At 73.8% G+C, this 24,229-nt stretch carries 23 protein-coding genes and 1 riboswitch; of the genes, 12 read left to right on the plus strand and 11 right to left on the minus strand.

Annotated elements, in window-relative coordinates; translation table 11 throughout:
• Nucleotides 1–81 precede the first annotated feature (81 nt).
• The 6 genes from CLV72_RS15045 to CLV72_RS15070 all read left to right on the plus strand — a co-directional run bounded on the left by CLV72_RS15045 (nucleotide 82) and on the right by CLV72_RS15070 (nucleotide 6,058).
• Complete coding sequence (locus tag CLV72_RS15045; protein ID WP_106247029.1) at nucleotides 82–2,583, plus strand: mannose-1-phosphate guanyltransferase; 2,502 nt, start codon at nucleotides 82–84, stop codon at nucleotides 2,581–2,583.
• 101 nt (nucleotides 2,584–2,684) lie between these two features.
• On the plus strand, nucleotides 2,685–3,116 hold the full coding sequence (gene gcvH / locus CLV72_RS15050; protein WP_106246174.1) for a glycine cleavage system protein GcvH: 432 nt from the start codon (nucleotides 2,685–2,687) through the stop codon (nucleotides 3,114–3,116).
• Between the two features lie 175 nt (nucleotides 3,117–3,291).
• Entirely contained in the window at nucleotides 3,292–3,807 is a 516-nt protein-coding gene (locus CLV72_RS15055) for an FHA domain-containing protein (protein ID WP_106246177.1), read from the plus strand.
• An 80-nt stretch (nucleotides 3,808–3,887) separates the two neighbouring features.
• A complete protein-coding gene (ftsR, locus tag CLV72_RS15060) occupies nucleotides 3,888–4,595 on the plus strand; it encodes a transcriptional regulator FtsR (protein WP_245930220.1) in 708 nt (235 codons plus the stop codon).
• A gap of 159 nt (nucleotides 4,596–4,754) precedes the next feature.
• Nucleotides 4,755–5,222, plus strand: coding sequence for a bifunctional nuclease family protein (locus tag CLV72_RS15065; protein ID WP_106246183.1), 468 nt, complete (start codon nucleotides 4,755–4,757; stop codon nucleotides 5,220–5,222).
• 239 nt (nucleotides 5,223–5,461) lie between these two features.
• On the plus strand, nucleotides 5,462–6,058 hold the full coding sequence (locus tag CLV72_RS15070) for a MerR family transcriptional regulator (RefSeq protein ID WP_106246185.1): 597 nt from the start codon (nucleotides 5,462–5,464) through the stop codon (nucleotides 6,056–6,058).
• A 61-nt stretch (nucleotides 6,059–6,119) separates the two neighbouring features.
• On the opposite strand, the gene CLV72_RS15075 is transcribed toward CLV72_RS15070, so the two are convergent.
• Nucleotides 6,120–7,136: a helix-turn-helix transcriptional regulator gene (locus CLV72_RS15075; RefSeq protein WP_106246188.1), complete on the minus strand. Its 1,017-nt coding sequence runs from the start codon at nucleotides 7,134–7,136 to the stop codon at nucleotides 6,120–6,122.
• A gap of 103 nt (nucleotides 7,137–7,239) precedes the next feature.
• On the opposite strand from CLV72_RS15075, the gene CLV72_RS15080 reads away from it, so the two are divergent.
• Together CLV72_RS15080 and gcvP are read left to right on the plus strand one after the other, a co-directional pair.
• A complete protein-coding gene (locus CLV72_RS15080; RefSeq protein WP_106246190.1) occupies nucleotides 7,240–7,980 on the plus strand; it encodes an alpha/beta hydrolase in 741 nt (246 codons plus the stop codon).
• 53 nt (nucleotides 7,981–8,033) lie between these two features.
• A riboswitch (glycine riboswitch) is annotated at nucleotides 8,034–8,134 on the plus strand.
• A gap of 168 nt (nucleotides 8,135–8,302) precedes the next feature.
• The gene (gene gcvP, locus CLV72_RS15085; RefSeq protein WP_106246192.1) at nucleotides 8,303–11,179 is read left to right on the plus strand and encodes an aminomethyl-transferring glycine dehydrogenase; all 2,877 of its coding nucleotides are present in this window, start codon (nucleotides 8,303–8,305) and stop codon (nucleotides 11,177–11,179) included.
• A gap of 53 nt (nucleotides 11,180–11,232) precedes the next feature.
• Here gcvP and CLV72_RS15090 read toward each other — a convergent pair whose 3' ends face one another.
• The 4 genes from CLV72_RS15090 to CLV72_RS15105 form a co-directional block, all read right to left on the minus strand.
• Nucleotides 11,233–12,282, minus strand: a complete 1,050-nt coding sequence (locus CLV72_RS15090) for a right-handed parallel beta-helix repeat-containing protein (RefSeq protein ID WP_211302871.1) — start codon at nucleotides 12,280–12,282, stop codon at nucleotides 11,233–11,235.
• A gap of 176 nt (nucleotides 12,283–12,458) precedes the next feature.
• Entirely contained in the window at nucleotides 12,459–13,982 is a 1,524-nt protein-coding gene (locus CLV72_RS15095) for a serine hydrolase domain-containing protein (RefSeq protein ID WP_106246195.1), read from the minus strand.
• A 152-nt stretch (nucleotides 13,983–14,134) separates the two neighbouring features.
• The gene (locus CLV72_RS15100) at nucleotides 14,135–14,524 is read right to left on the minus strand and encodes a DUF2178 domain-containing protein (RefSeq protein ID WP_170140988.1); all 390 of its coding nucleotides are present in this window, start codon (nucleotides 14,522–14,524) and stop codon (nucleotides 14,135–14,137) included.
• A 1-nt stretch (nucleotide 14,525) separates the two neighbouring features.
• Nucleotides 14,526–14,753, minus strand: coding sequence for a helix-turn-helix transcriptional regulator (locus CLV72_RS15105; protein WP_106246200.1), 228 nt, complete (start codon nucleotides 14,751–14,753; stop codon nucleotides 14,526–14,528).
• 195 nt (nucleotides 14,754–14,948) lie between these two features.
• Here CLV72_RS15105 and CLV72_RS15110 point away from each other — a divergent pair, with 195 nt between their 5' ends.
• Nucleotides 14,949–16,097: a tetratricopeptide repeat protein gene (locus CLV72_RS15110; protein WP_106246203.1), complete on the plus strand. Its 1,149-nt coding sequence runs from the start codon at nucleotides 14,949–14,951 to the stop codon at nucleotides 16,095–16,097.
• A gap of 133 nt (nucleotides 16,098–16,230) precedes the next feature.
• Here the strand turns inward: CLV72_RS15110 and CLV72_RS15115 are convergent, their stop codons facing one another.
• Nucleotides 16,231–16,422 (minus strand): DUF5999 family protein, encoded by a 192-nt coding sequence (locus CLV72_RS15115; RefSeq protein ID WP_106246206.1) that lies wholly within the window; start codon nucleotides 16,420–16,422, stop codon nucleotides 16,231–16,233.
• A gap of 325 nt (nucleotides 16,423–16,747) precedes the next feature.
• On the opposite strand from CLV72_RS15115, the gene CLV72_RS33635 reads away from it, so the two are divergent.
• Both CLV72_RS33635 and CLV72_RS15125 read left to right on the plus strand, forming a co-directional pair.
• Complete coding sequence (locus CLV72_RS33635) at nucleotides 16,748–17,995, plus strand: sensor histidine kinase (RefSeq protein WP_170140989.1); 1,248 nt, start codon at nucleotides 16,748–16,750, stop codon at nucleotides 17,993–17,995.
• The gene (locus CLV72_RS15125) at nucleotides 17,992–18,642 is read left to right on the plus strand and encodes a response regulator (protein ID WP_106246210.1); all 651 of its coding nucleotides are present in this window, start codon (nucleotides 17,992–17,994) and stop codon (nucleotides 18,640–18,642) included. Before CLV72_RS33635 ends, CLV72_RS15125 begins: the two co-directional genes overlap by 4 nt.
• A gap of 195 nt (nucleotides 18,643–18,837) precedes the next feature.
• On the opposite strand, the gene CLV72_RS15130 is transcribed toward CLV72_RS15125, so the two are convergent.
• The 4 genes from CLV72_RS15130 to CLV72_RS15145 form a co-directional block, all read right to left on the minus strand.
• Entirely contained in the window at nucleotides 18,838–19,467 is a 630-nt protein-coding gene (locus CLV72_RS15130) for a TetR/AcrR family transcriptional regulator (RefSeq protein ID WP_106246212.1), read from the minus strand.
• A gap of 73 nt (nucleotides 19,468–19,540) precedes the next feature.
• On the minus strand, nucleotides 19,541–20,302 hold the full coding sequence (locus CLV72_RS15135) for an IclR family transcriptional regulator (RefSeq protein WP_106246214.1): 762 nt from the start codon (nucleotides 20,300–20,302) through the stop codon (nucleotides 19,541–19,543).
• A gap of 82 nt (nucleotides 20,303–20,384) precedes the next feature.
• On the minus strand, nucleotides 20,385–21,881 hold the full coding sequence (gene glpK, locus CLV72_RS15140; RefSeq protein WP_106246216.1) for a glycerol kinase GlpK: 1,497 nt from the start codon (nucleotides 21,879–21,881) through the stop codon (nucleotides 20,385–20,387).
• 24 nt (nucleotides 21,882–21,905) lie between these two features.
• Nucleotides 21,906–22,616 carry an MIP/aquaporin family protein gene (locus tag CLV72_RS15145; protein WP_106246218.1) on the minus strand — a complete coding sequence of 237 codons (711 nt, stop codon included), beginning with the start codon at nucleotides 22,614–22,616 and terminating at the stop codon, nucleotides 21,906–21,908.
• 312 nt (nucleotides 22,617–22,928) lie between these two features.
• Between CLV72_RS15145 and CLV72_RS15150 the strand changes: the two genes are divergently transcribed.
• The gene (locus CLV72_RS15150) at nucleotides 22,929–23,327 is read left to right on the plus strand and encodes a hypothetical protein (RefSeq protein ID WP_425428072.1); all 399 of its coding nucleotides are present in this window, start codon (nucleotides 22,929–22,931) and stop codon (nucleotides 23,325–23,327) included.
• Between the two features lie 65 nt (nucleotides 23,328–23,392).
• On the opposite strand, the gene CLV72_RS15155 is transcribed toward CLV72_RS15150, so the two are convergent.
• Entirely contained in the window at nucleotides 23,393–24,154 is a 762-nt protein-coding gene (locus CLV72_RS15155; protein WP_106246220.1) for a TetR/AcrR family transcriptional regulator, read from the minus strand.
• Between the last annotated feature and the right edge of the window lie 75 nt (nucleotides 24,155–24,229).

Genomic DNA, 24,229 nt, shown 5'->3' on the forward strand with positions numbered 1-24,229 from the left:
GGGAGCTGCACCCCACATGAACGTGCGCCTGAGGGCGTGGTGCCACCACAGACCCGGTCACCCGATCGGGGGGTGGACCCGGTGAAAGCCGTCGTGATGGCCGGCGGCGAGGGCACCCGGCTGCGGCCGATGACCGCGAACCAGCCCAAGCCCCTGCTGCCCGTCGTCAACAAACCGATCATGGAACACGTGCTGCGACTTCTCAAGCGGCACGGTTTCACCGAGACCGTCGTCACCGTCCAGTTCCTCGCCGCGCTGGTGCGCAACTACTTCGGCGACGGCGAGGAACTCGGGATGAACCTTCACTATGCGACCGAGGAAGTTCCCCTGGGCACGGCCGGGAGCGTCAAGAACGCCGAGGACCGGCTGCGCGACGAGCCCTTCATCGTCATATCCGGTGACGCGCTCACCGACATCGACCTCTCGGACATGGTGAAGTTCCACCGCGACAACGGCGCGATGGTGACCATTGGCCTCAAGCGGGTGGCCAACCCCCTGGAGTTCGGCATCATCATCGTCGACGAGGAGGGGCGCATCCAGCGGTTCCTGGAGAAGCCCACCTGGGGGCAGGTGTTCTCCGACACCGTCAACACCGGCATCTACATCATGGAGCCGGAGGTCCTGGACTACGTCGCCGCCGGCGAGCAGGTGGACTGGTCCGGCGACGTCTTCCCCCAGCTGCTGGCCGAGGGCAAGGCGCTGTACGGCTACATCGCCGAGGGCTACTGGGAGGACGTCGGCACCCACGAGAGCTACCTGAGCGCCCAGGCCGACGTCCTGCAGGGCAAGGTCGACGTCGAGATCGACGGCTTCGAGCTGGCGCCCGGCATCTGGGTGGCCGAGGGCGCCGAGGTGGACCCCGAGGCGGTGCTCAAGGGCCCGCTCTACATCGGCGACTACGCCAAGGTCGAGGCCGGCGCGGAGCTGCGCGAGTTCACCGTGCTCGGCAGCAACGTGGTGGTCAAGGAGGGCGCCTTCTGCCACCGGGCCGTGGTGCACGACAACGTCTACATCGGCCCCAGCACCAATCTGCGCGGCTGCGTGATCGGCAAGAACACCGACGTCATGTCGGGCGCCCGGATCGAGGAGGGCGCGGTCATCGGCGACGAGTGCGTCATCGAGTCCGAGGCGTACCTGAACAACAATGTCAAGGTCTACCCGCACAAGACCGTCGAGGCGGGCGCCGTCGTCAACACCAGCGTCATCTGGGAGTCGCGGGGCCAGCGCAGCCTGTTCGGCAAGCGCGGGGTGTCCGGCCTGATCAACGTCGAGATCACCCCCGACCTCGCGGTGCGGCTGGCCAGCGCCTACGCCACCACCCTGAAGAAGGGCTCGGCCGTCACCACCTCCCGCGACGCCTCCCGGGCGGCGCGCACCCTCAAGCGGGCGGTGGTCAGCGCGCTCACCGCCGGCGCCATCAACGTGCACGACCTGGAAGCGGTGCCACTGCCCCTGGCGCGCTTCCAGACCGCGCACCGCGAGCTGGCCGGCGGCATCGCGCTGCGGACTACCCCGGGCGACCCCCAGTCGGTCGACATCATCTTCCTGGACGCCAACGGCGCCGACCTCTCGCCCGCGGCGCAGCGCAAGCTGGAGCGGGTGTTCTCCCGGCAGGAGTTCCGGCGCGCCTTCCCCGGCGAGATCGCCGAGCTGTCCTTCCCGTCCCGCAACATCGAGACCTACACCCACGAGATCCTGCGCCGCGTCGACACCTCCGGAGTGCGCGAGGCCGGGCTCAAGGTGGTCGTCGACTGCGCGGGCGGCACCGGCTCGCTGATCCTGCCCACCCTGCTGGGCCGGGTCGGCGTGGAGGTGCTGACCGTCAACAACCGCCTGGACGAGGTCTCGCCCACCGAGACCCTCGCCGAGCGGATGCGCGACCTCCACCGCCTCGGCGAGCTGGTCGCCAGCTCCCGCGCCGACTTCGGAGTGCGCTTCGACCCGGTGGCGGAGCGGATCTCGCTGGTGGACGAGAACGGCGAGCTGATCGACGACGACCGCGCCCAGCTGGTGCTGCTCGACCTCATCGCCGCCGAGCGGCGCGGCGGGCGGGTGGCGCTGCCGGTCACCACCACCCGGGTCGCCGAGCAGGTGTGCCGCTTCCACGGCGTCGCGATCGAGTGGACCCCGACCTCGCAGGACGCGCTGATCAAGGCGGCGATGGGCGAGGACATCATCTTCGCCGCCGACGGGCGCGGCGGCTATGTGCTGCCGGAGTTCTCCAGCACCATCGACGGCATCGCCAGCTTCGTCCGGCTGCTCGGCCTGGTGGCGCGGGCGCAGCTGTCGCTCAGCCAGATCGACCACCGCATCCCCGAGGCCCACCTGCTGCGCCGCTCGGTGCCGACCCCGTGGTCGGTCAAGGGCAGCGTGATGCGCTCGGTGGTGGAGGCGGCGGGCGACCGCGAGGTCGACACCACCGACGGCGTGCGGGTGCTGGGCCCCGAGGGGGCGTGGGTGCTGGTGCTGCCCGACACCTCCGAGGCCTTCACCCACCTGTGGGCGGAGGGCCCCGACAAGGACACCGCCCAGGAACTGCTGGAGGAGTGGGCGGCGGTGGTGGAGAACACCGAGGAGGAGTAGCGCGAAGGCCCCGCCCGGCGGCCCTGCCTCGCCGCGCCTGCCCCCGTGCCGCTCTAGGCTACGGAGGCAGGCGCGGTGCTGGGCGGGGAGGGCGGAGGCAGGTGCATCCGGAGCGGTTGAGGTACACCAGGGAGCACGAATGGGTGGCGGCCACACCCGAGCCCGGCGTGGTGCGGGTGGGCATCACCCACTACGCCCAGGAGCAGCTCGGTGAGATCGTGCACGTCGCCATGCCCGAGCCCGGCACCCCGGTGGAGGCGGGGCTCCCCCTGGGCGAGGTGGAGTCCACCAAGAGCGTCTCCGACGTCTACGCGCCGCTGTCGGGCACGGTCGCGGCCCGCAACGAGCAGCTCGCGGCGGCGCCGGATGTGGTCAACGCCGACTGCTACGGCGACGGCTGGCTGGTGGAGATCCGGCTCGCCGACCAGGCCGGCACGGCGGGCGAACTGGCCGGACTCCTGGACGCCGCCGGATACGAGGCGGCGGTCGGCGGGGTCCGGCAGATCGGTCCTTCCGGTGGATCACAGGCGTAGACCAGGTGCAATGTCACCGGTAGCGTGAGATATAACAGGGGTTCAACTCTGCAGTAGCCTTTTCTCTGCAGGCGTCGGGATTTGTCCCGCGCGTGCGGAGGCTGCCCCTGGCGTCGGCAACGGCGCCCGTTCATGACAAGTCGCGCCCCCGCGCGGTAGGAGGCCGAGCCGATCGATGCCGAGCGTTTACTGCACGCAGTGCGGTCACGCCAATCCAGGTGATGCCCGTTTCTGCTCCAACTGCGGTTCCCCGCTGACCAGGGGCGCCCCGGAGCGCGCTTCCGAGACCACCTCCACCATCTCGATCTCCGGTATCGAGGCGCTCGAGGCGGCCGAGTCCGGTGAGGAGCCGACCCCGGCCGATCCGGTCGCGGTCGAGGCGCTGCCGCCGGGCACGGCGCTGTTGGTGGTCAAGCGCGGTCCGAACGTCGGCAGCCGGTTCCTGCTGGACAAGGACGTCACCAAGGTCGGTCGGCACCCCAACAGCGACATCTTCCTGGACGACGTCACCGTCTCGCGGCGGCACGTGGAGTTCCGGCGGCGCGGCGAGGGCTTCGCCGTACGCGACGTCGGCAGCCTGAACGGCACCTACGTGAACCGCGAGCGGATCGACGAGGTCGAGCTGGGCGGCGGCGACGAGGTGCAGATCGGCAAGTTCCGCCTGGTGCTGCTGACCAACCCGCGCAGGTAAGCTCACTTACCGTAGTCGTGCGGCCCCGCTCCGTAATGGTCCGGGGCCGCCGCCGGCGGCGGCTGAGCGGGGCGATCGGATTGGGCGTAGCGGGGGCGCACGAGCACTGCGGCATCGGAGAGGTCGTCGACCGGCTGCGGCCGGACTTCCCCGGGCTGACGATCTCCAAGATCCGCTTCCTGGAGGCCGAGGGACTGGTGGCGCCGCGGCGCGCCCCCTCGGGCTACCGGCGCTTCACCCCGGCCGACATCGAGCGGCTGCGCTTCGTGCTGACCGCCCAGCGCGACCACTACCTGCCGCTGCGGGTGATCCGCCGGCGCCTGGCCGAGCGCGAGCCCGTGCCCGCCCCACCGCCGCCCGCCGAGGCGGCGCCCGAGCCGGCTCCGGCACCCGAGCGCGCTCCGGCGCCCGTCGGCGAGGAGCCGGGCTGCGCGGGCCGCGAGGAGCTGATCGAGCGCACCGGCGTCGAGCCCGAGCGGCTGGCCGAACTGGAGGAGTACGGCCTGGTCGGCCCCTGCGGCGGGCCGTATGCCGCGGACGAGGTCGCCGTGGTGCGGCTGGCCGGTGCGCTGGGCCGCTACGGGCTGCGCGCCCGGCACCTGCGGGCCGCCGTCGCCGCGGCCGACCGCGAGGTAGCGCTGATCCGCCAGGTGGTCGCGCCGATGGCGCACCGGCGCGGGCCCGAGGCGCACGAGCGGGCGCGGGAGCTGGCGGGTGAGATCGCCGGGCTGTCCACGGAGCTGCACGCCGCCCTGGTGCGGGCGAGGCTGCCGCGGACGCTCGACTGAGGGGTCTCGCGGGGCGCGTCCGGCGCGGAGCGGTCCGGGCGAAACGGGCGCCGGGCAAAACGGGTGAGGTTGCTCCCGCGCGGCCCGGCACGCGCGGTGTACGTTGGAAAAGGAGCAGTCAGCGTACCTCGGTACGACGGGTCGTGGGACGGAGCCGAAGTGAAGCATATGGAGGTCGTCGGCGTTCGGGTCGAGTTGCCCTCCAACCAGCCGATAGTCCTGCTCAAGGAGACGTCCGGCGACCGCTACCTGCCGATTTGGATCGGCGCGGTGGAGGCGACGGCGATCGCGTTCGAGTTGCGCGGGGAGCGCCCCACCCGGCCGCTCACCCACGACCTCTTCAAGAACGTGCTCGACGCCCTGGACGTGCAGCTGACGGCCGTGAACATCACCGCGCTGGAGGACAGCGTCTTCTACGCGGAACTGGTGTTCTCCAACGGCGTGGAGGTCAGCGCCCGGCCGTCGGACTCCATCGCCCTGGCGCTGCGCACCGGCGCCCCCATCTACGCGCGGCCCGAGGTGCTCGACGAGGCGGGCCTGCCCATCCCCGACGAGGAGGACGAGGTCGAGAAGTTCCGGGAGTTCCTGGACCAGATCTCCCCCGAGGACTTCGGCCGGACCACCTGAGGTCCCGGCCTGTGGTAACTGCTGGTAATCGATCTATGGCGGAACGCAGGGGAGAACGGGAGGACCGTCGTCAACGTCGACATTCGGTCATGTCGGTAGAGCATCCTGTACGCGACGCGCCGAGGGCGAGCGTTGACGCTCTACGCAGTGCCGTCTTACCGTTCAGGGAAAACACCTGCGTGTAATTTTCGTCTCCCCCGGACGAAGGATGCCGTGGGCTCGATGAGCCGGAGGTCGGCGTGGCGGTTACCAGCGGTGAAGGGCAAACGTCCGACGACAGGCGATCGGCCGTTCAGCAAGCTGGTGAGCAAGGGCTGTTGTTCGAAGAGACGCTTTCATCACTGCCCGAAGGTGTCGGCTACCGCGGACCGACCGCGTGTGCCGCCGCCGGGATCACCTATCGCCAATTGGACTACTGGGCGCGCACCCAGCTGGTGGAGCCGAGCATGCGCCCGGCCGCCGGCTCGGGCACCCAGCGACTCTACAGCTTCCGCGACATACTCGTGCTCAAGGTGGTCAAACGCCTGCTCGACACGGGTATCTCGCTCCAGCAGATCCGGGCGGCCGTCACCCACCTGCGCCAGCGGGGCGCCCACGACCTCGCCCAGGTGACCCTGATGAGCGACGGTGTGAGCGTGTATGAGTGCACCTCGCCCGACGAGGTGGTGGACCTGCTCCAGGGCGGCCAGGGCGTGTTCGGCATCGCGCTCGGCCGGGTCTGGCAGGAGGTGCAGGGCTCGCTGGCGGAGCTGCCCAGCGAGCGGGTCGACAGCCCCGACGCCGACCACCCCCAGGACGAGCTGGCCCGCCGCCGCAAGATCCGCAAGGTCGGGTGAGCGCCGGCCGCCGACCGCACCCAGGACCCCGACGCCCCCGCTCCAGTCTCCGTCCCCCCGATCAGCGGCCCCCGCCCCCGGCCCCGTCAGCGCCCTTCCGGCCGCCGCCCGCTCCGCCGCCGTCCGCCGCCTGCTCCGCAAGCCACCGGGCCAGCCTGCCGATCTCCTCGCGCAGCTCCTCGGGCTCCAGGACGCGGAACGGCCAGCCGAGGCTAGCGACCCACCGGGCCATCTCGTCCAGCCGCTCCACCCGGCTCTCCCACAGCACGCCGCCGCCGTCGGGGCTCAGCGTGCCCACCGTGGCCGGGATCCGCTCTCTGGCCGCCTCCAGCGGCGCCTCCAGCCGGATCCGCACCCGCCAGGTGTAGGGGGCGCGGGCCAGCGCCTCGGCCACCCGCGCCACCGGGTCGAAGCCCGCCGGCACCTCGAAGCCGGCGGCCAGCGCGGCGGCGTGCGCCACCCGGTCCAGCCGGAAGGTGCGCAGCGCGCCCCGGGAGTGGTCGTGCCCGGTGAGGTACCAGCGGCCGCCGTGGAAGACCAGGCCGTAGGGGTCGACCTCCCGGCGGCTGGGCTCGCCGCGCCGGTCGCGGTACTCCAGGTCCAGGCGGCGGCGGTCGCGCACCGCCTGCCCGATCACCAGCACCACCGCGGCGCGCGGGGAGCGGGCCGCCTGCGCGGGCAGGGTGAGGCCCAGGGTGTCGCGGACCGCCGCCACCTGGTCGGCCAGCTCGCGCGGCAGCACCCGGGAGACCTTGGCCAGGGCGCCCGCGCCCGCCTCGGCCGGGGCGAGGCCGATCCGGTCGGCCGCGATCAGGCCGAGCACCACGGCGACGGCCTCGTCGCCGGCCAGCATCAGCGGCGGCAGCCGGTAGCCGGGCGTCAGCCGGTAGCCGCCGATCCGGCCGCGTGCGGCCTGGACGGGGATGCCCAGCTCGACCAGGAGCGCGGCGTAGCGGCGCACCGTGCGCTCGTCCACCCCGAGCCGCCGGGCCAGCTCCGCGCCGCCCAGCCCGGGAGTGGCCTGGAGCAGTTCGAGCAGGGTCAGCACCCGGGCGGTGGGGTGTGACGCAGCGCACATGGATGCCTCGCTTTTACCGGACCGGATCTGACCGGATTCGATCCTAGGGTGATCATGTCGCCGGGGAGCCCGGCGCGGACACCGACGATCCGAGGAGACCACCATGGCCGCACCCGCCACATTCGTACTCGTCCCCGGCGCCTGGCTGGGCGCCTGGGCCTGGCGCGAGGTCGCCGCGGAGCTGCGCGCCGCCGGCCACACCGTGTACCCGCTCTCGCTCACCGGGCTGGGCGAGCGGGCCGCCGAGGCGGGCCCCGGCGCCGACCTGGAGACCCACATCGCCGACATCACCGGCCTGCTGGAGAAGGAGGACCTGCGCGAGGCGGTGCTGGTCGGCCACAGCTACGGCGCCTTCCCGGTCACCGGCGCCGCCGACCGGGCGCACGAGCGGCTGTCGCACGTGGTCTACCTCGACGCCGCGCCCGCGCCCGACGGGATGCGGGTGGTCGACCTGTTCGACCCCGACACCGCCGCGGCCATGGAGGCGACCGCCGCCGCCAACGGCGGCACGCTGCCGATGCCGTCCTGGGAGCAGGTCGGCAAGGACTCCAGCCTCACCGGCCTCGGCGAGGCCGAGCGGGCCGCGATCCGGCGCGAGGCCGTCCCGCACCCCTACGCCAGCTACCTGCAGCCGCTGCGCCTCTCCCACGCCGAACCTCCGGGCGTGCGGCGCGGGCTGGTCGTGTGCGACGACGTCCGGCAGCTGCTGGCCGCCGACATCCCGATGCTGGCCCACCTGAAGGGCCCCGAGTGGCCGCGCCGCGACATCGACACCGGCCACTGGCCGATGTTCAGCCGGCCCGCCGAGACCGCCGCCGCCCTGGCCGACCTGGCCGCGAGCTGACCGGCCGCCTCCCCAGGGGCAGGGGGAGCGGCGTGTAGGCTCGGAGGCGCTGTGAACACCGAGCGGGAGAGACCCCGCGCCGCGGCCGCGGCGCGGGGCGCCGAAGGAGCAACCCTCCCCGGAACCTCTCAGGCGAACGGACCGCCCGGATCAGGCGACTCTGGAAAGCGGCGGCCCCCGGCGGGATCCGCCCACCGAAGGTGCAAGCCGCGCCGTACGCGCGGTGAAGCTCTCAGGTCGCGGCGCGCGCCGCGGGTGACAGAGGGGGAGACGCAGGTGCCGCGCCCGCGGCACCCGGGTCGCGCCTGAGCAGGAGGCTCCCATGACCGATCGGCCGACGATCGCCGACCTCGCCAGCCACGTGCGGTTCGCCGACCGCCATATCGGCCCCTCCTCCGGCGAGCGGGCCCGGATGCTCGCCGAGGTCGGCTACGCCTCGACCGACGCGCTGATCGACGCCGCGGTGCCGGCCCGCATCCGCAGCGGCCGGGGGCTGCGGCTGCCCGACGCCGCCGACGAGACGGCCGTGCTGCGCGAACTGCGGGAGCTGGCCGACCGCAACGAGGTGCTGACCTCGATGATCGGGCTGGGCTACTACGACACCGTCACCCCCGGTGTGATCAAGCGCAACGTGCTGGAGAACCCGGCCTGGTACACCGCCTACACGCCCTACCAGCCGGAGATCTCCCAGGGGCGGCTGGAGGCACTGCTGAACTTCCAGACGGCCGTCGCCGACCTCACCGGCCTGCCGGTGTCGGGCGCCTCCCTGCTGGACGAGGCGACCGCCGCGGCCGAGGCGATGACCCTGGCCCGGCGGGCCGACAAGCGCGGCCGCACCGCCTTCGCGGTGGACGCCGACACCTTCCCGCAGACCCTGGCCGTGCTGCGCACCAGGGCCGAGCCGCTCGGCATCGACCTGGTGGTGGCCGACCTGTCCGAGGGGCTGCCCGACGCCGACCTCTTCGGCATCCTGGTGCAGTACCCCGGCGCCTCCGGCGCGGTGCGCGACCACCGCGCCCTGCTGGCGGCCGCCCGCGAACGCGGCGCGGTGGGCGTCGTCGCCGCCGACCTGCTCGCCCTCACCCTGCTCACCCCGCCCGGCGAGCTGGGCGCCGACGTCGCCGTGGGCAGCACCCAGCGCTTCGGGGTGCCGATGGGCTACGGCGGCCCGCACGCCGGGTACATGGCGGTCCGCGACGGCCTGGCCAGGCAGCTGCCCGGCCGGCTGGTGGGCGTCTCGGTGGACGCCGCGGGCGACCCCGCCTACCGGCTGGCCCTGCAGACCCGCGAGCAGCACATCCGCCGCGAGAAGGCGACCAGCAACATCTGCACCGCCCAGGTGCTGCTGGCCGTGATGGCCGGCATGTACGCGGTGTACCACGGCCCCGACGGGCTGCGCCGGATCGCCCAGCGCGTGCACCGGCACGCCGCCGTACTCGCCGAGGGGCTGCGCGCGCTCGGCGTGGAGGTCGAGCACGAGCAGTTCTTCGACACCGTGCGGGCGCGGGTGCCCGGCCGCGCCTCCGACCTGGTCGCCGCCGCCCGCGCCGCGGGCATCAACCTGCTGCGCGTCGACGACGACTCCGTCGGCATCTCCTGCGACGAGACCACCACCGGCGAGCAGCTGCGCGTGCTGTGGGAGGTCTTCGGCTCCCGCCTGCCCGGCACGGTGGAGGACCTGGACCGCGCCACCGGCGACGCGCTCCCGCCGGGGCTGCTGCGCGAGAGCGGCTACCTGGAGCACCCGGTCTTCCACAGCCACCGCAGCGAGACCGCCATGCTGCGCTACCTGCGGCGGCTGTCCGACCGCGACCTCGCGCTGGACCGCACGATGATCCCGCTGGGCTCGTGCACCATGAAGCTGAACGCGACCACCGAGATGGAGCCGGTCACCTGGCCGGAGTTCGCCCGGATGCACCCCTTCGCCCCCGTCGACCAGGCCCGCGGCTACCTGCGGCTGATCCGCGACCTGGAGGGCTGGCTGGCGGAGGCCACCGGCTACCACGCCGTGTCGCTGCAGCCCAACGCGGGCTCCCAGGGCGAGTACGCCGGGCTGCTGGCCATCCGCGCCTACCACCGCTCCCGCGGCGAGCACGGCCGCACCGTCTGCCTGATCCCGGCCTCCGCCCACGGCACCAACGCCGCCAGCGCGGTGCTGGCCGGGATGCGGGTGGTGGTGGTCGCCTGCGACTCCGAGGGAAATATCGACCTCGCCGACCTGGCCGCCAAGATCGAGGCGCACCGCGCCGAGCTGTCGGCGATCATGGTGACCTACCCCTCCACCCACGGCGTGTACGAGGAGTCCATCACCGAGGTGTGCGCGGCCGTGCACGAGGCGGGCGGCCAGGTCTACGTCGACGGCGCGAACCTCAACGCGCTGCTCGGCCTGGCCAGACCGGGGGAGTTCGGCGCCGACGTCTCCCACCTCAACCTGCACAAGACCTTCTGCATCCCGCACGGCGGCGGCGGGCCCGGCGTGGGGCCGGTGGCGGTGCGCGAGCACCTGGCCGAGTTCCTGCCCAACCACCCGCTCAGCGACGACGCGGGGCCGCACACCGGCATCGGGCCGGTGGCGGCCGCGCCCTTCGGCTCGGCGGGCATCCTGCCGATCTCCTGGGCCTACGTGCGGCTGATGGGCGCCGAGGGGCTGCGGCGGGCCACCGAGGCGGCGGTGCTGTCCGCCAACTACCTGGCCAAGCGGCTGGCCCCGCACTACCCGGTGCTCTACACCGGCGCCAACGGGCTGATCGCGCACGAGTGCGTCATCGACCTGCGCCGGATCACCAAGGAGACCGGGGTGACCGTGGCCGACGTCGCCAAGCGGCTGATCGACTACGGCTTCCACGCGCCCACCATGTCCTTCCCGGTGGCCGGCACCCTGATGATCGAGCCGACCGAGAGCGAGGACCTGGCCGAGCTGGACCGCTTCGTGGCCGCGCTGGCCGCCATCCGCGCCGAGATCGCCGCCGTCGGCGCGGGCGCCCTGGACCGCGCCGACAACCCGCTGCGCAACGCGCCGCACACCGCGGCGCAGCTGGCGGGGGAGTGGCCGCACCCCTACGAGCGCTCCACGGCGGCCTTCCCGTCCGGTGCGGGCGGCGCGGACAAGTACTGGCCGCCGGTGCGCCGCATCGACGAGGGCTACGGCGACCGCAACCTGGTCTGCTCCTGCCCGCCGCCGGAGGCGTTCGCGGGCTGACCGCGCGGGTGCGGCCCCGAGCCGGGGCCGCACCCGCGCCGGGCGGGGCGGCGCTAGTCCACCGGGGCGATGTTGGCGAAGCCCGACCCGGCGCCGCGCACCGTGTTGTCGGAGTAGACCAGGTTGCGGCGGTCGGGGGCGCAGCGGGCGTGGTGGGGCAGGTGGAAGCCGTACCCGGGGGCGTTGACCTCGGCGGTGTTGCGGCGGAACACGTTGGCGCAGCCCCAGCCGGGCACCTGCTCGGTGACCCGGAAGCCGTGGTTGACCGCGTCCACGCCGGTGTTGTCGGTGAGCTGGTAGCCGTTGCCCTTCACCGCCACCCACATGTCGGAGAAGTGCACCCCGGTCTGGCCCGCGCCGTCGAAGTGGTTGCCCGACACGGAGCCGCCGGTGGTGCCCTCCTTGATGTCGATGTGCTCGGCCGGTACGCCCGGGCCCAGGCGGTTGGAGACGATCCGGTTGCCGTCGCTGGTGTCGGGGCCGCCCGGGGTGCCGCCGTAGCGGTCCCAGTTGCTCTCGGCCGAGCCGATGTAGACGGCCTCGCCGTAGGACGGCTGGGCGGTGCCGGTGTCGTGCACCCAGGAGCCGGTGAGCAGGTTGCCGGTGCTGCCGGCCCGGAAGTGCACGCCCTCGTCGCCGATGCCGCGCACCTCCACCCCGTCGATGACGTTGCCGCCGGAGCCGTCGAGCACGATGCCCTTGGCGGCGTCGGCGACGGTGAAGCCCTCCAGGCGCCAGTGGTCGGCGCGGTTGAGGTGGAAGCCGTAGCCGCAGTAGGAGACCTCGCGGTCCGCGGGCACGTTGGGGTCGCAGCGGCGGGCGGTGTTGGACAGCACGGCGCCGCGGGGGCCGCGCAGGGTGATCGGTTCGGCGGCGGTGCCGCTCGCGGTGGCGTAGAAGGCGCCGTCGTAGCGGCCGGGGGCCAGTTGGATCACGTCGCCGGGGCGGGCGTCGGCCAGCGCGGCGGACAGTTCGGCGGCGGTGTCCACACCGACGGTCCTGGCCGCGTGGGCGGGGGCGGACGCGCCGGCGGCCGCGAGCGCGGCGGCGGCCAGGACGAGGGCGGCGCGGCGCGCGGCGCCGGGCGGCAGGGGGCTGGGCACGGTGCGGCTCCTCTCCGGCCGTGCCGGGGCGGGGCCGGGCGCGGCCGGTCGCGAGACGCGCGGGGCGGTCTCGAGGGGCGGACGGGGGGCGGAGGCCCGGCCGTACCGTCGCACGCGGCCGCCGGCGCGTCAACGCCCCGGCGCCGCCCCGGCCGGACGGGGGCGCGGCGGGCGCGTCACCGCGGCCACAGCGCCAGGCAGGCCAGCGTCAGCGAGAAGGCGATCGAGAGCCCGGACACCGCCGGCCCGAGTGCCCGGTGCCCGCGGGTGAGCGGCAGCCGCGGCCAGCGGCCGGCGGCCAGCGTGATCCCGAAGGCGGTCAGCGCCGCGCCGAGCGTCCACAGCGCCGGCGGGACCAGGGCCCAGGCGCCCCAGCTGTGCGCCAGCGCCAGCACGGCGAGGGCGCTCACCGACGCCGAGACGGTGCCGGCCCGGTGCGGCGCCGGGCGCAGCCGGGTGCCCGACAGGCGGCGGGTGCCCACTTCCAGCAGGAACAGCCCGCCGGCCAGGCAGAGCAGCGCGGTGACGGCGGTCAGGACCGGGCCCTGGCCGGAGCCCGGGGCGGCGGGCACGTCGGCGCCCAGCAACCGCATGCCGAAGGAGTCCAGGAACTCGGTGGTGGTCCCGGTGACCACGACGGCCGAGCCGGTGGCGGGCGCGTAGCCGACGAAGGCCCGCGTACCGCCGGTGCCGCCGTTGTGCCAGACGATCTCCTCCCCGCCGATCCGGCTGCGGTGCCAGCCCAGCCCGACCTCGGTGCCCTCCCCGGCGGGGAAGCGCGGCTCGGTGGCGGCCGCGCCGGGCGCGGAGCCGTCGGCGACGGCGTCCAGCAGGCGCGTCAGGTCCGTGCCGGTCGACCAGGTGCTGGTGCCCGACGGGGCGTAGCCGGCGCTGTACCAGGGCGAGACGCGCACGCCGTTGGCGTCGTGCGGCCAGGCGGCGCCGTCGGGGACCTCGGCGGGCGCGGTCGCGACGACCGTGGCGTCCATGCCGAGCGGGCCGAGCACCCGCTCGTCCAGCAGCCGCTGGTAGGGCGTGCCGGTGAGCCGGGCCATCGCCTCGCCGAGCAGGGAGACGCCCAGGTTGGAGTAGCCGTAGCCCGGCGACTCCGGCACCTCGGCGGCGGCCGCGGCGGCGATGACGTCCTCGGCGGTGAGGCCGGCGTAGGGGTCGCCGCGGCTCAGCAGCGGCAGCAGGCCGGCCAGGGCCCGCGAGGGGTCGGTCGAGGGCAGGCCGGACTGGTGGCCCGACAGCTCCTCCAGGGTGGTCGCGGCGAGGTCGGGGTCGGCGAAGTGGGTGTCGGGGAAGGCGTCGGCGAGGGTGGTGCCGGCGGCGATCTCGCCTTCCTCGATCAGCTCGGCCAGCAGCATGCCGGTGAGGGTCTTGTGCACCGAGCCCGTCTCGAAGGGGGTGTCGGGGGTGACCGGGGCGCCGCCGGCCTCGCCGAAGCCGGCGGTGCGCCAGACGCCGTCCTCGCGCAGGGCGACGGACAGGGCGGTGTAGGGGTGGTCGCCGAGCAGTTCGCGGGCCTGCTCGGCCAGTGCGGTGTCGCCGGTCACCGGGTCGGCGGGGCGGGCGGGGCCGGGGGCGAGCGGCAGCGAGAGGAGCCCGGCCGCGAGGGCGGCCGCGGCGGCGGCGATCCAGCGCCGGCGCCGGGCCGGCGGCGCGGGCGTCTCCGGGGTGTCCTGGAGGAGGGGCATGGCGGGCTCCGAAGCAGTTAGTGATCTACGATGTAAAGGTGGCGGCAGGCGGGTTCATACAGCGAGCGCACGCGGAAGACCGGACCAACAGGCAGGCGATCGAGGTGGCACCGGCCCGGTCGGCGGGACCGGTGCCGCGGACCGGACCGCGCCTAGCCGCGCCGGCTGAAGTAGACGAGTGTGCCGACGAAGACGAGCAGGAAGATCAGGGCCGTGGTGGCGACGTAGCCGAACAGGGCGTTGTGGCCGGTGGCCAGGGTCCAGAAGGCCGTGGCGACCCCGAGCACGACAAGAATGTTCAGCGTGGCCGCGCTGGCCTTGAGAAGGACCAGCCGCTGGCGCTCGTCGCCGCCCTCGGTGCTCAGCAGCTGCGCGACCTCCGAGCGCCGCGACAGCGCCGCGATGATCACCACGTAGGCGACCATGACGCCCAGGCCGGTGAGGCCGAAGGCGGGCTCGCCCCGGTACAGCCCGACGGCGAGGTAGCACAGGCCGAGGAACAGGCCGGTGGCCGGTACGACCCACCGGTTGAGTCGGGGCATCTCAGGCGTCCTTGTCCGAGGTGGGCGGGTCGGTGTCGTCGTCGACATGGAAGACCTCCTCTACGGTACGGCCGAACAGCCGGGCGATCCGGATGGCGAGCGGCAGCGAGGGGTCGTAGCGCCCCTGCTCGATCGCGTTCACGGTCTGCCGCGACACCCCCAGGGCCTCGCCGAGGGCCTTCTGCGACAGGCCCCGGGCGGTGCGTAGTTCTCGCACGTCGTTGTCCATGCTCCCGCTGGTTCATGTCAAGTGAGCTTTACATGGAAAGTATCCTTGACATCCAGGGGTGTCAAGTCGGCTTTACATCCGGTGTCACTCCGGGGTGAGATTGCCTTGGCGGGCGGGCGGCCCCGCCCGCCGCGGCCGCCGGAGACCAGTACGCTCGCTTCACGACACCGCCTCGACCCCCGGAAGGTGGCCCCCGTGAGCGACGTCCGCGAACCCACCGGGAGCGAGCGTCCCCCAGCCGACGCGCCGGCCGGCGCGCACACCGCCACCGCCGAACCACCGGGCGTCGCCCGCTACGACCGCGCTGTCGCGCACGCCGAGGCGGGCCGGCTGTCGGAGGCGGCCGCGCTGTTCGAGGAGCTGGCCGGCGGCGCCGATCCCAGGGAGCGGGCCCGTGCCGCCCTGGGCCTGGCGGTGGTCCGGCACGACCAGGGTGATCCCGAGGCCGCGCGGCTCGCCGACGAGCTGGCGATCGGCACCGGCGACCCCGAGTTCGCGCCGCGCGCCGCCTGCCACCTCGCCGTCTGCCGCGAGCAGGCCGGCGACCCCGAGGGGGCCAGGGCCGCCTGGCACCGGGTGCTGGACTTCGAGCGTTCGCCCTACGCCGGGATCGCGCACCGCGGGCTGGCCGCGATCGCCGCGGCGGCCGGGGAGCACGACCAGGCCCGGCGGCACTGGCAGGACGCCATCGACACCGGCGATCCCGAGGCGCTGGTGCCGGCCGCCCAGGACCTCGCCCAGCACCACCTGGACCGCGGCGACCCCGAGCGGGCCTGCCAGGTGCTGGAGCTGGCGCTGCGCGGCGCCGACGACCCCGGGCTGCGGGCGGTGCTCGCCATCGGCCGGCTGGAGCAGGCCATCGCCGCCCTGGCCGGCGCGGGGGAGCGCGGCCTCCCCGACGCCGGCCGGGGCGGGCTGCCGCTCGCGGTGGAGCTGCTCGGCCGGCTGCTGCCGCTGCGCGGCCGGGCCGAGGAGGCGGCCGACGTGTGGCGGGCGGGGCTCGGCCACCCCGACCCGGGAGTGGCGGCGGAGGTGCGGGCCCGGCTGCGGCGCGGCTTCCCGGTCGACCCGGGCGCCGGGGGAGCGGCGGGGCCGGGGCCGGCGGTGTGGTGGGAGGAGTACCTGGAGTCCGCGGTGGCGCACGACCGGCTGCCGGTGCTGGCCGACGAGGCCTTCGCCGCGCTCGACCGGGTCTGCGCCGCGCTGGCGGCGGAGGGGGGCGCGGCCTCGGGTGCCGCGGCCGCGGCCGAGGTGACCGCGGCCTATGGCTGGGGCGGCGCTCTGGCCGCGAGTGTGGCGGACCGCTCGGAGCGTCCGGGCGCGTCGGCGGGCGGGCGCGACTAGCGCGCGGGCGGGCGCAGCGTCGGGCGGCTGGGCCACCGGGGAGCGGGGCGACGCGGCGGATGCGGTCCGCCTGGGGACCCCCGGCCCCCGGCCGATCGGTGCCCGGCGGGCCGGGTCGCCGGGTGGTGCGGGCTCAGGCCGCCAGGTCGGTGGGCCGGTGCGGGCTCACCACGCGGCCGTTGGGCAGCAGCTCGCCGGTGTCCTCGAAGAGCACGATGCCGTTGCAGAGCAGGCTCCAGCCCTGCTCGGGGTGGCTGGACACGGTGCGTGCGGCTTCACGGTCGGCGGCGTCGACGGGCGGACAGGCGGGGTCGTGCTGGCACATCGGGTGCCTCCGGTTCGTTCTGTCCCGCGAATGCGGGGTGCTCCTTCGTTGTGTGGCCGCTGGCCCGCGGCCCGGGCACTGGAGTAGACGCCCGGGGCGGCGAGCCGGTTCCTCCTCACAGTGGCGTCGATCACACCTGTGGTCCAGTGTGCCGCGCCGTGACGGGGAGTTACATAGCCGATTGGATAGTACTTAGGACCCTTTGCGTCCTGCTTGGGAATCGCCTAATGCGTCCGTACTGTCGGCACTCAGGCCGGGTGCGGCGCGTGGTCCGCTACATCCATCGATGTACGCGCGGCATGCGGCGACGTGCTGTGATGGTCGGGTGCGACGGTGGGGCTGGTTGGAGCGGCGCCTGTGGAGCGGGCGGCTGAGCGTGGGCGGCCTGCTGTGGGCGGGCGGCCACGTCCTGCTCGGCCTGCTGCTGTGGGGCCTGGGCCTGTACAGCAGGCTGCCGTGGGCGGTCGGTCCCGACTGGGCGCTGCTGCTGCCGCTGCTGGGGGTGTGCGCCGGGATCGCGCTGCGCAGCGGCCGCACCGGCTGGGCCTTCGCGGTGGCGTCGGTTTCGGCGGCGGCGGACCTGCTGGTGGCGGGGCCGTTCCTGGGCACCTGGATCGCCTATACCGACGTGCTGTACGCGACGGCCGCGCTGGGCGGGCGCCGGCTGGCCTACGGGGTGACGGGCGCGTTCCTCGCGGTGGTGGTGGCGGTCAGCACCGCCTGGCTGGTGTACAGCGGCAGCCTGGTGGAGGCGCTGCAGGTGGTGGCGATCCTGGCGCTGTTCACCCTGACGCCGCTGCAGACCGGGCTGACGGTGCGCCAGTACCGCGAGCGCGCGGACCTGGAGCGGCGCCGTGCGGGGGAGGTGGCGCGGCTGGCCGAGCTGGACCACCGCAACGCGATGGCGGCCGAGCGGGCCCGGATGGCGCGCGAGCTGCACGATGTGGTGGCGAACCGGCTGAGCGCGGTCGCGGTGCAGTCCACCGGCGCGCTGGCGCTGCCGGACTTCGATCCCGAGCGGGTGCGCGGTGTGCTGGAGGTGGTGCGGCGCAACAGCGTGCAGGGGCTGGCGGAGATGCGCGACATCATCGGGGTGCTGCGCTCGGGTGAGGACGTGGACGGCGACGGCCTGGTGGCGCCGAGCCTGGGCGAGGTGGGCGCGCTTGCGGACACGGCGCGGGCGGCGGGGCTGGAGGTGGAGCTCGCGGTGCGCGGGGAGGCGGGCGAGCTGCCGCCGGCGGTGGAGCTGGCCGGCTACCGGATCGTGCAGGAGTCGCTGACCAACGCGCTGCGCTATGCCGAGCCGAGGAGGGCCGAGGTGGTGCTGGAGTACCGCGGGGACGCCCTGGCGGTGCGGGTGGGCAATCCGGCGGGGGAGCGGCGGGACGGGCCGCCGGTGCCGGGCGGCGGCGTGGGGGTGGCGGGTATGCGGGAGCGGGCGTCGGTGCTGGGCGGGACGCTGGCGGCGGGCCGGGGCGCGGCGCCGCCGGGCGGGAGCGGAGCCGGGGACGGCGGGGCGGAGGCGTGGTGGTGGGTGCGGGCGGAGCTGCCGCTGCGGGGGCGGGTCGGGTGATCAGGGTGGTGGTGGCCGAGGACCAGGCGGCGGTGCGCGCCGGGCTGGTGATGATCCTGGGCGCGGCGGAGGGGATCGAGGTGGTGGGGGAGGCGGGCGACGGCGAGGAGGCGGTGCGGCTGGCCCGGCGGCTGCGCCCCGACCTGGTGCTGATGGACGTGCGGATGCCCAGGCGCGACGGCCTGTCGGCCACCCGCGAGCTGGTGGGTGAGGGTGTCTGCGATGTGGTGGTGCTGACCACCTTCGATCTGGACGAGTACGTGTTCGGGGCGCTGCGCGCGGGTGCGGCGGGTTTCCTGCTGAAGAACCTGTCGGCGGCGGAGCTGGTGGAGGCGGTGCGGGTGGTGGCGCGCGGCGACGGCCTGATCGCGCCGGGGGTGACGCGGCGGCTGATCGCGGAGTTCGCCGGGCCGGGCATGGGCGGGGTGCCCGAGGTGCCGTCGGCGGCGCTGGCCGAGTTGACGGCCCGGGAGCGCGAGGTGCTGGCCTGCCTGGGCGAGGGGCTGTCCAATGGGGAGATCGCGGCGCGGTTGGAGATGGCGGAGGCGACGGCGAAGACGCACGTGAGCCGCATCCTGGCCAAGCTGGGGCTGCGCAGCCGGGTGCAGGCGGCGATCGTGGCGCGGCGGGTGCACCGGGCGGGCTGAGCGGAGGGTCGGCGCCGGCCGCCCTGGCCGGCCCCGGATCCGGTCAGGGCGGCCGGTTCCCCGCGGCCGGCGGGCGCGCCGCGCCCGGGGCGGCCGCCGCCGTATCCCCCAGCGGTCTCCCCGCCCGGGGGGCGGGTAAACCGCCGCTGGTCACGTGGGGTCGGCGGGCGTGCGCGCTGCGCGGTCGGCGGGGTGTCAGCCGGGCTGCTGGACGCCGGCCAGCACGAGTTCGAGGCCGACGGCGAAGCGGTCGGCGGCGTCGCGGGTGCGGCGGTGCGCGGCGAGTGCGGCGAGGTGGGGGTGGCGGCGGGGGTCGACGGGCGGGGCGGGGGCCTGCTCGCCGGCGGCGTCGGGCTCGGGGCGGGAGGCGGTGTCGCGGACCTCGTTCACCACGGCGCCCAGTACGTAGGCGTCCAGGGTGCGGGCGGCGTCGACGACGGCGGCCCCGCGCAGGCCGAGTTCGGTGAGGGCGGCGTAGAGGGCGTCGAGGACGGCGGGGTTCTCGTAGCCGCGGTTGATCAGCAGCGGGAGCACGCCGGAGTGCTCGAGCAGCCGGTCGCGGTAGCCGGCGGCCCAGTGGCGCAGCCGGGTGTCGGGGGGAGCGGCGGGGTCGGCGGCGGCCGGCACGTCCATGACGTGGTGGACGAGGGCGTCCAGCAGCTGCTCCTTGCCGCGGGGGAAGTGGTGGTAGATGGCCATGGCCTCGACCTGGAGGGCGTCGCCGAGGCGGCGCATGGTGAGGCGGCGCAGGCCCTGGCCGTTCACGATGCGCAGGGCGTCTTCGACGATGCGGGCGTGTGACAGCCCGGCGTTGTTTCGGCTCACGCCCCAAGAATAACCTTACTGTGTAAAGGTGGTGGCTGTGTTGTCTCTTCCCAAGAACAAGACCCAATAACCCTCACCCATCGGGAAAGCCCAGATCGCGTGAGATGGAGTCGGCCGCGTCGCGGACGTGGGGGACCAGGTCGGCGCGGAGGGTGCCGCCGGCGCGCAGGCGCTCGACCGTACCGGAGACGCCGATGGCGCCGACGGTGATGCCGCGGCGGTCGCGGATGGGGGCGGCGACGGCGAGGATGCCCGGGGCGCTCTCCTCGGCGTCCAGGGCCCAGCCGCGCCGGCGGACGGCGGCGAGTTCGCGCTTGAGGGCGGCGGGGCTGGTGATGGCGGCCGGTGCGGGGGCGTCGAGCGGGGTGGGGAGTTGGCCGGCGGGGTCGGGTTCGTAGGCGAGCAGCACTTTGCCCAGGGCGGTGCAGTGGGCGGGGAGCAGGGTGCCGACGTCGAGGGCTTGGAGGCTGTCGTCGGGGCGGAAGACGTGGTGGACCACCAGGACGCGGCCTTCGTGCAGGGTGCCGATGCGCACGCTCTCGCCGCTGCGGGCGGCGAGAGCGTCGGCCCAGTTGAGGGCGCGGGTGCGCAGTTCGTTTCCGTCGAGGTAGCTGCCGCCGAGGTGCAGGAGTGCGGCGCCGAGCCGGTAGCGGCCGCTGTGGGGGTCCTGTTCGACGAAGCCGACGTGCTGGAGGGTGCGGAGGATGCCGTGGACGGTGGTCTTGGGGAGGCCGAGGGCGTTGGCGAGTTCGGCGACGCCCAGGGGGCGGGAGCGGGTGGCGAGGAGGCGGAGGATGGCGGCGGCGCGTTGGACCGACTGGATGAGTCCCGGCATGGTGCGGCCCCGTTCGTTCCCGGTGGGGCGGCGCGGTGGGGCGGGGGTGGGGTGGGTTCCCGCCCCACCGCGTGCGGCTGGGTCAGCGGCTGTCGTGTTCGACCCAGTTGAGGGTGCGTTCGACGGCCTTGCGCCAGTTGTGGTATTCGCGGTCGCGGGTGGCGGCTTCCATCTGGGGGTGCCATTCGGCGGCCTTGTGCCAGTTGGCGCGGAGGCTTTCGATGTCGGGCCAGTAGCCGACGGCGAGGCCGGCGGCGTAGGCGGCGCCGAGGCAGGTGGTCTCGGCGACCATGGGGCGGACGACGGGGACGTCGAGGACGTCGGAGAGGAACTGCATGAGGAGGTTGTCGGCGGTCATGCCGCCGTCGACCTTGAGGGTGGTGAGGTCGACGCCGGAGTCGTTGTTCATGGCGTCGACGACTTCGCGGGTCTGCCAGGCGGTGGCTTCCAGGACGGCGCGGGCGAGGTGGCCTTTGGTGATGTAGCTGGTGAGGCCGGTGATGACGCCGCGGGCGTCGCTGCGCCAGTGGGGGGCGAAGAGGCCGGAGAAGGCGGGGACGATGTAGCAGCCGCCGTTGTCGTCGACGGTGCGGGCGAGGGTTTCGATCTCGGGGGCGGTGGTGATGAGGCCGAGGTTGTCGCGGAACCACTGGACGAGGCTGCCGGTGATGGCGATGGCGCCTTCGAGGGCGTAGACGGGGGCCTGGTCGCCGATCTGGTAGCCGACGGTGGTGAGGAGGCCGTTGGCCGATTGGACGGGGGTGGTGCCGGTGTTGAGGAGGAGGAAGCTGCCGGTGCCGTAGGTGCATTTGGCTTCGCCTTCGGCGAAGCAGGTCTGGCCGAAGAGGGCGGCCTGCTGGTCGCCGAGGGCGGAGGCGACGGGGACGCCGGCGAGTTCGCCGGTGGCGGTGCCGTAGGTCTGGGCGGAGCCTTTGATCTCGGGGAGCATGGCGCGGGGGATGTCCATGGCGGCGAGGATGTCGTCGTCCCAGCGCAGGGTGTTGATGTTCATGAGCATGGTGCGGCTGGCGTTGGTGACGTCGGTGACGTGGGTGCCGCCGGTGAGCTTGTAGATGATCCAGCTCTCCATGGTGCCGAAGAGGACGTCGCCGCGTTCGGCGCGGGCGCGCAGTTCGGGGTGTTCGCGCAGCAGCCAGGCGATCTTGGGGCCGGCGAAGTAGGTGGCGAGGGGGAGGCCGCAGCGTTCGCGGAAGCGTTCCTGGCCGATGCCGGCGCCGAGTTCGCGGCAGAGCTGGTCGGTGCGGGTGTCCTGCCAGACGATGGCGTTGTGGAGGGGTTCTCCGGTGGTGCGGTCCCACAGGAGGGTGGTCTCGCGCTGGTTGGTGATGCCGATGGCGGCGATCTGGTCGGCGGTGATGTCCTTCTGGCGGAGGGCGTCGTGGACGACTTGTTGGACGTTGGTCCAGATTTCGGTGGCGTCGTGCTCGACCCAGCCGGGCTTGGGGTAGATCTGGCGGTGTTCTTGCTGGGCGATGGAGATGATGCTGCCGCTGGGGTCGAAGATCATGCAGCGGGATGAGGTGGTGCCCTGGTCGATGGCGGCGATGTACTGGGTCATGGGTGGCGCTCCTTGGGTGGGGCTTTAGAGGGCTGCGGCGGCGAGGAGGCCGGCGAGGGCGCCGCCGATGAGGGGGCCGACGACGGGGATCCAGGAGTATCCCCAGTCGGATGTGGTCTTGCCGGGGATGGGGAGGATGGCGTGGGCGATGCGGGGGCCGAGGTCGCGGGCGGGGTTGATGGCGTAGCCGGTGGGGCCGCCTAGGGAGAGGCCGATGCCGACGACGAGGAGGGCGACGATGAGGACGCCGGTTCCGGAGAGGGTGAGCCCTTCGACGGTGCCGCTGGCGATGATGACGAAGACGAGGACGAAGGTGGCGATGATTTCGGTGATGAGGTTCTGGGTGGTGTTTCGGATTTCGGGTGCGGTGGAGAAGATGCCGAGGACGGGTTGGGTGTTGGCGCGGAACTGGCCGAGGTAGGCGAGCCAGCAGAGGACGGCGCCGGTGATGGCGCCGAGCATCTGGGCGGCGATGTAGATGGGGACGTTGGCCCATTGGCCGGTGTTGGCGGCGAGGCCGATGGTGACGGCGGGGTTGATGTGGGCGCCGGAGAGGGTGAAGCTGGCGTAGGCGCCGGCGAGGACGGCGAAGCCCCAGCCGAAGGCGATGGCGACCCAGCCGGCGGCGTGGGCCTTGGACTTGCCGAGGGCGACGGCGGCGCAGACGCCGTTGCCCATGAGGATGAGGATGGCGGTGCCGATGAATTCGCCGATGAAGATGGATGCGGGTGTCACGGTGGTCCTCTCCACGGGTGGTGGTGGGCCGGTGTGCCGGGTGGGTGGTGGGTTCCGGCGGTGTGATCGGTGTTCGGCATTGTCGTACGGGCTGCGGTGATTGTGGCCTGGGTCACCCTGGTTGTGTCAATGATCTGTGCGTGTGCGGGTTGTTTCTGTGGGTGATCGTTGCGGGTCGTTGGGTGGACGGTAGGTGAACCGGTGGTCGCCGGTTGTGGTCGTGTGGCTGTCGGGAGGTGGGTCGGGCGGCGGTCGCGGGTGGTGGTCGTGCGGGGCGTAGGATGTGCGCGGCCCGTTCGGTGTGGTGAAGGGATGTCAGTGATGTTCGGTGGCCGCAGGCCGAGTGAGCAGGCGCAGCGGGGTTTTGAGGCGGATCGGGAGCTGGCGGGGCGGCTGCCGGAGTTGCTGCGGGCGGCGTCGGAGGCGGAGGCGGCGCTGCGGGCGGCGCAGGAGCGGGGTGCCGAGGCCGAGGAGTTGCGGCCGCTGGGTCTGGCGCTGGATGGGGCGCTGACGGATGCGGTGCGGGCGGCGTATGCGGCGCAGCGGGTGGCGGTCGGGGCGCGTGGGCGTGATGACCGGGTGTACCGGCGGCGGCGGTTGGCTCGGCCGGAGGTCAAGGAGTTGACGCTGCGGGCGGAGCGGTTGTTGACGATGCGTGAGGCGCATCGGCTGCATGGGATCGCGCGGGTGTCGCCGCGGGTGCCTGTCTGAGTTTTCGTGTGTGGGGTGCGCCCGTCGGTGTGGTCGGCCGGCGGGCGTTTTGGTGTGCGCGAGGGTCAGGTGCGGGAGGCGATGAGGGCGGCGACGCCGTCGAGGATGGTGTGGAGGCCGAATTCGAAGGCGTGGTGGGGGTCGTGGGCGGTGTTGTGGGCGGCGCCGACGGCGGCTCCGATGGCGGCGGCGGTGGGGTAGCGCTGGGGGTCGAGGAGTTTTTCGAGGTGGGGGGCGTGGGCTTGCCACCATTGGGCGTCGGTGAGTTGGGTGTCGGTGTGGGTTCGGGTGGTTTCGGCGAGGGTGCGGGCGCTTGAGCTGACGTGGCTGAGGATGAGGGTGAGGACGGAGTCGGTCTCGATGGGGGTGAGGCCGGTTCCGGTGAGGGCGTTGAGTTCGCGGTCGTATTTGGCGGTGGTGTTGGGGCCGAGTACGGGGCGGGTGGTGGCGGTGGCGGCGAGCCAGGGGTGGTGTTGGTGGAGTCGCCAGTTGCGGTGGGCGACGTCGTTGAGGCGGTCGCGCCAGGGGGTGATGGGGGGTGGGTGCGGGGGGTCGAGGGTTTCTGCGTTGACGGTGTCGGTCATCAGGTCGATGAGTTCGGCTTTGCCGGGGATGTGGGTGTAGAGGGACATGGTGGCGGCGCCGAGGTGGTCGGCGACGCGGCGCATGGACAGGGCGTTGAGGCCGTCGGTGTCGGCGATGTGGATGGCGGCGCGGACGATGGAGGTGACGGTGAGGCCGGGGCCGCCTTTGCGGCCGGGGGCTTCGCGGGTGCGCCAGAGCAGGGCCAGGCTGCGTGCGGGGTCGCCTCGTCCGGTGTGTTCCACGGTCGTCACCTTAACGAACCACTGTTCCGTATGTTGTACGGTACCGCGTATGTTCCGGCGGGGCGGGGCGGCTCC

The sequence above is a fragment of the Allonocardiopsis opalescens genome (assembly GCF_003002095.1).
Taxonomy (GTDB): Bacteria; Actinomycetota; Actinomycetes; order Streptosporangiales; family Streptosporangiaceae; genus Allonocardiopsis; species Allonocardiopsis opalescens.

What these genes read in the sequence shown, in the direction of transcription:
- CLV72_RS15055 (WP_106246177.1), top strand. Translation starts at nt 3,292, where the DNA reads ATGCCGAGCGTTTACTGCACGCAGTGCGGTCACGCCAATCCAGGTGAT.
- CLV72_RS15075 (WP_106246188.1), bottom strand. Translation starts at nt 7,136, where the DNA reads ATGTGCGCTGCGTCACACCCCACCGCCCGGGTGCTGACCCTGCTCGAA.
- CLV72_RS15080 (WP_106246190.1), top strand. Translation starts at nt 7,240, where the DNA reads ATGGCCGCACCCGCCACATTCGTACTCGTCCCCGGCGCCTGGCTGGGC.
- gcvP (WP_106246192.1), top strand. Translation starts at nt 8,303, where the DNA reads ATGACCGATCGGCCGACGATCGCCGACCTCGCCAGCCACGTGCGGTTC.
- CLV72_RS15095 (WP_106246195.1), bottom strand. Translation starts at nt 13,982, where the DNA reads ATGCCCCTCCTCCAGGACACCCCGGAGACGCCCGCGCCGCCGGCCCGG.
- CLV72_RS15100 (WP_170140988.1), bottom strand. Translation starts at nt 14,524, where the DNA reads ATGCCCCGACTCAACCGGTGGGTCGTACCGGCCACCGGCCTGTTCCTC.
- CLV72_RS15105 (WP_106246200.1), bottom strand. Translation starts at nt 14,753, where the DNA reads ATGGACAACGACGTGCGAGAACTACGCACCGCCCGGGGCCTGTCGCAG.
- CLV72_RS15115 (WP_106246206.1), bottom strand. Translation starts at nt 16,422, where the DNA reads ATGTGCCAGCACGACCCCGCCTGTCCGCCCGTCGACGCCGCCGACCGT.
- CLV72_RS15135 (WP_106246214.1), bottom strand. Translation starts at nt 20,302, where the DNA reads ATGCCGGGACTCATCCAGTCGGTCCAACGCGCCGCCGCCATCCTCCGC.
- glpK (WP_106246216.1), bottom strand. Translation starts at nt 21,881, where the DNA reads ATGACCCAGTACATCGCCGCCATCGACCAGGGCACCACCTCATCCCGC.
- CLV72_RS15150 (WP_425428072.1), top strand. Translation starts at nt 22,929, where the DNA reads ATGTCAGTGATGTTCGGTGGCCGCAGGCCGAGTGAGCAGGCGCAGCGG.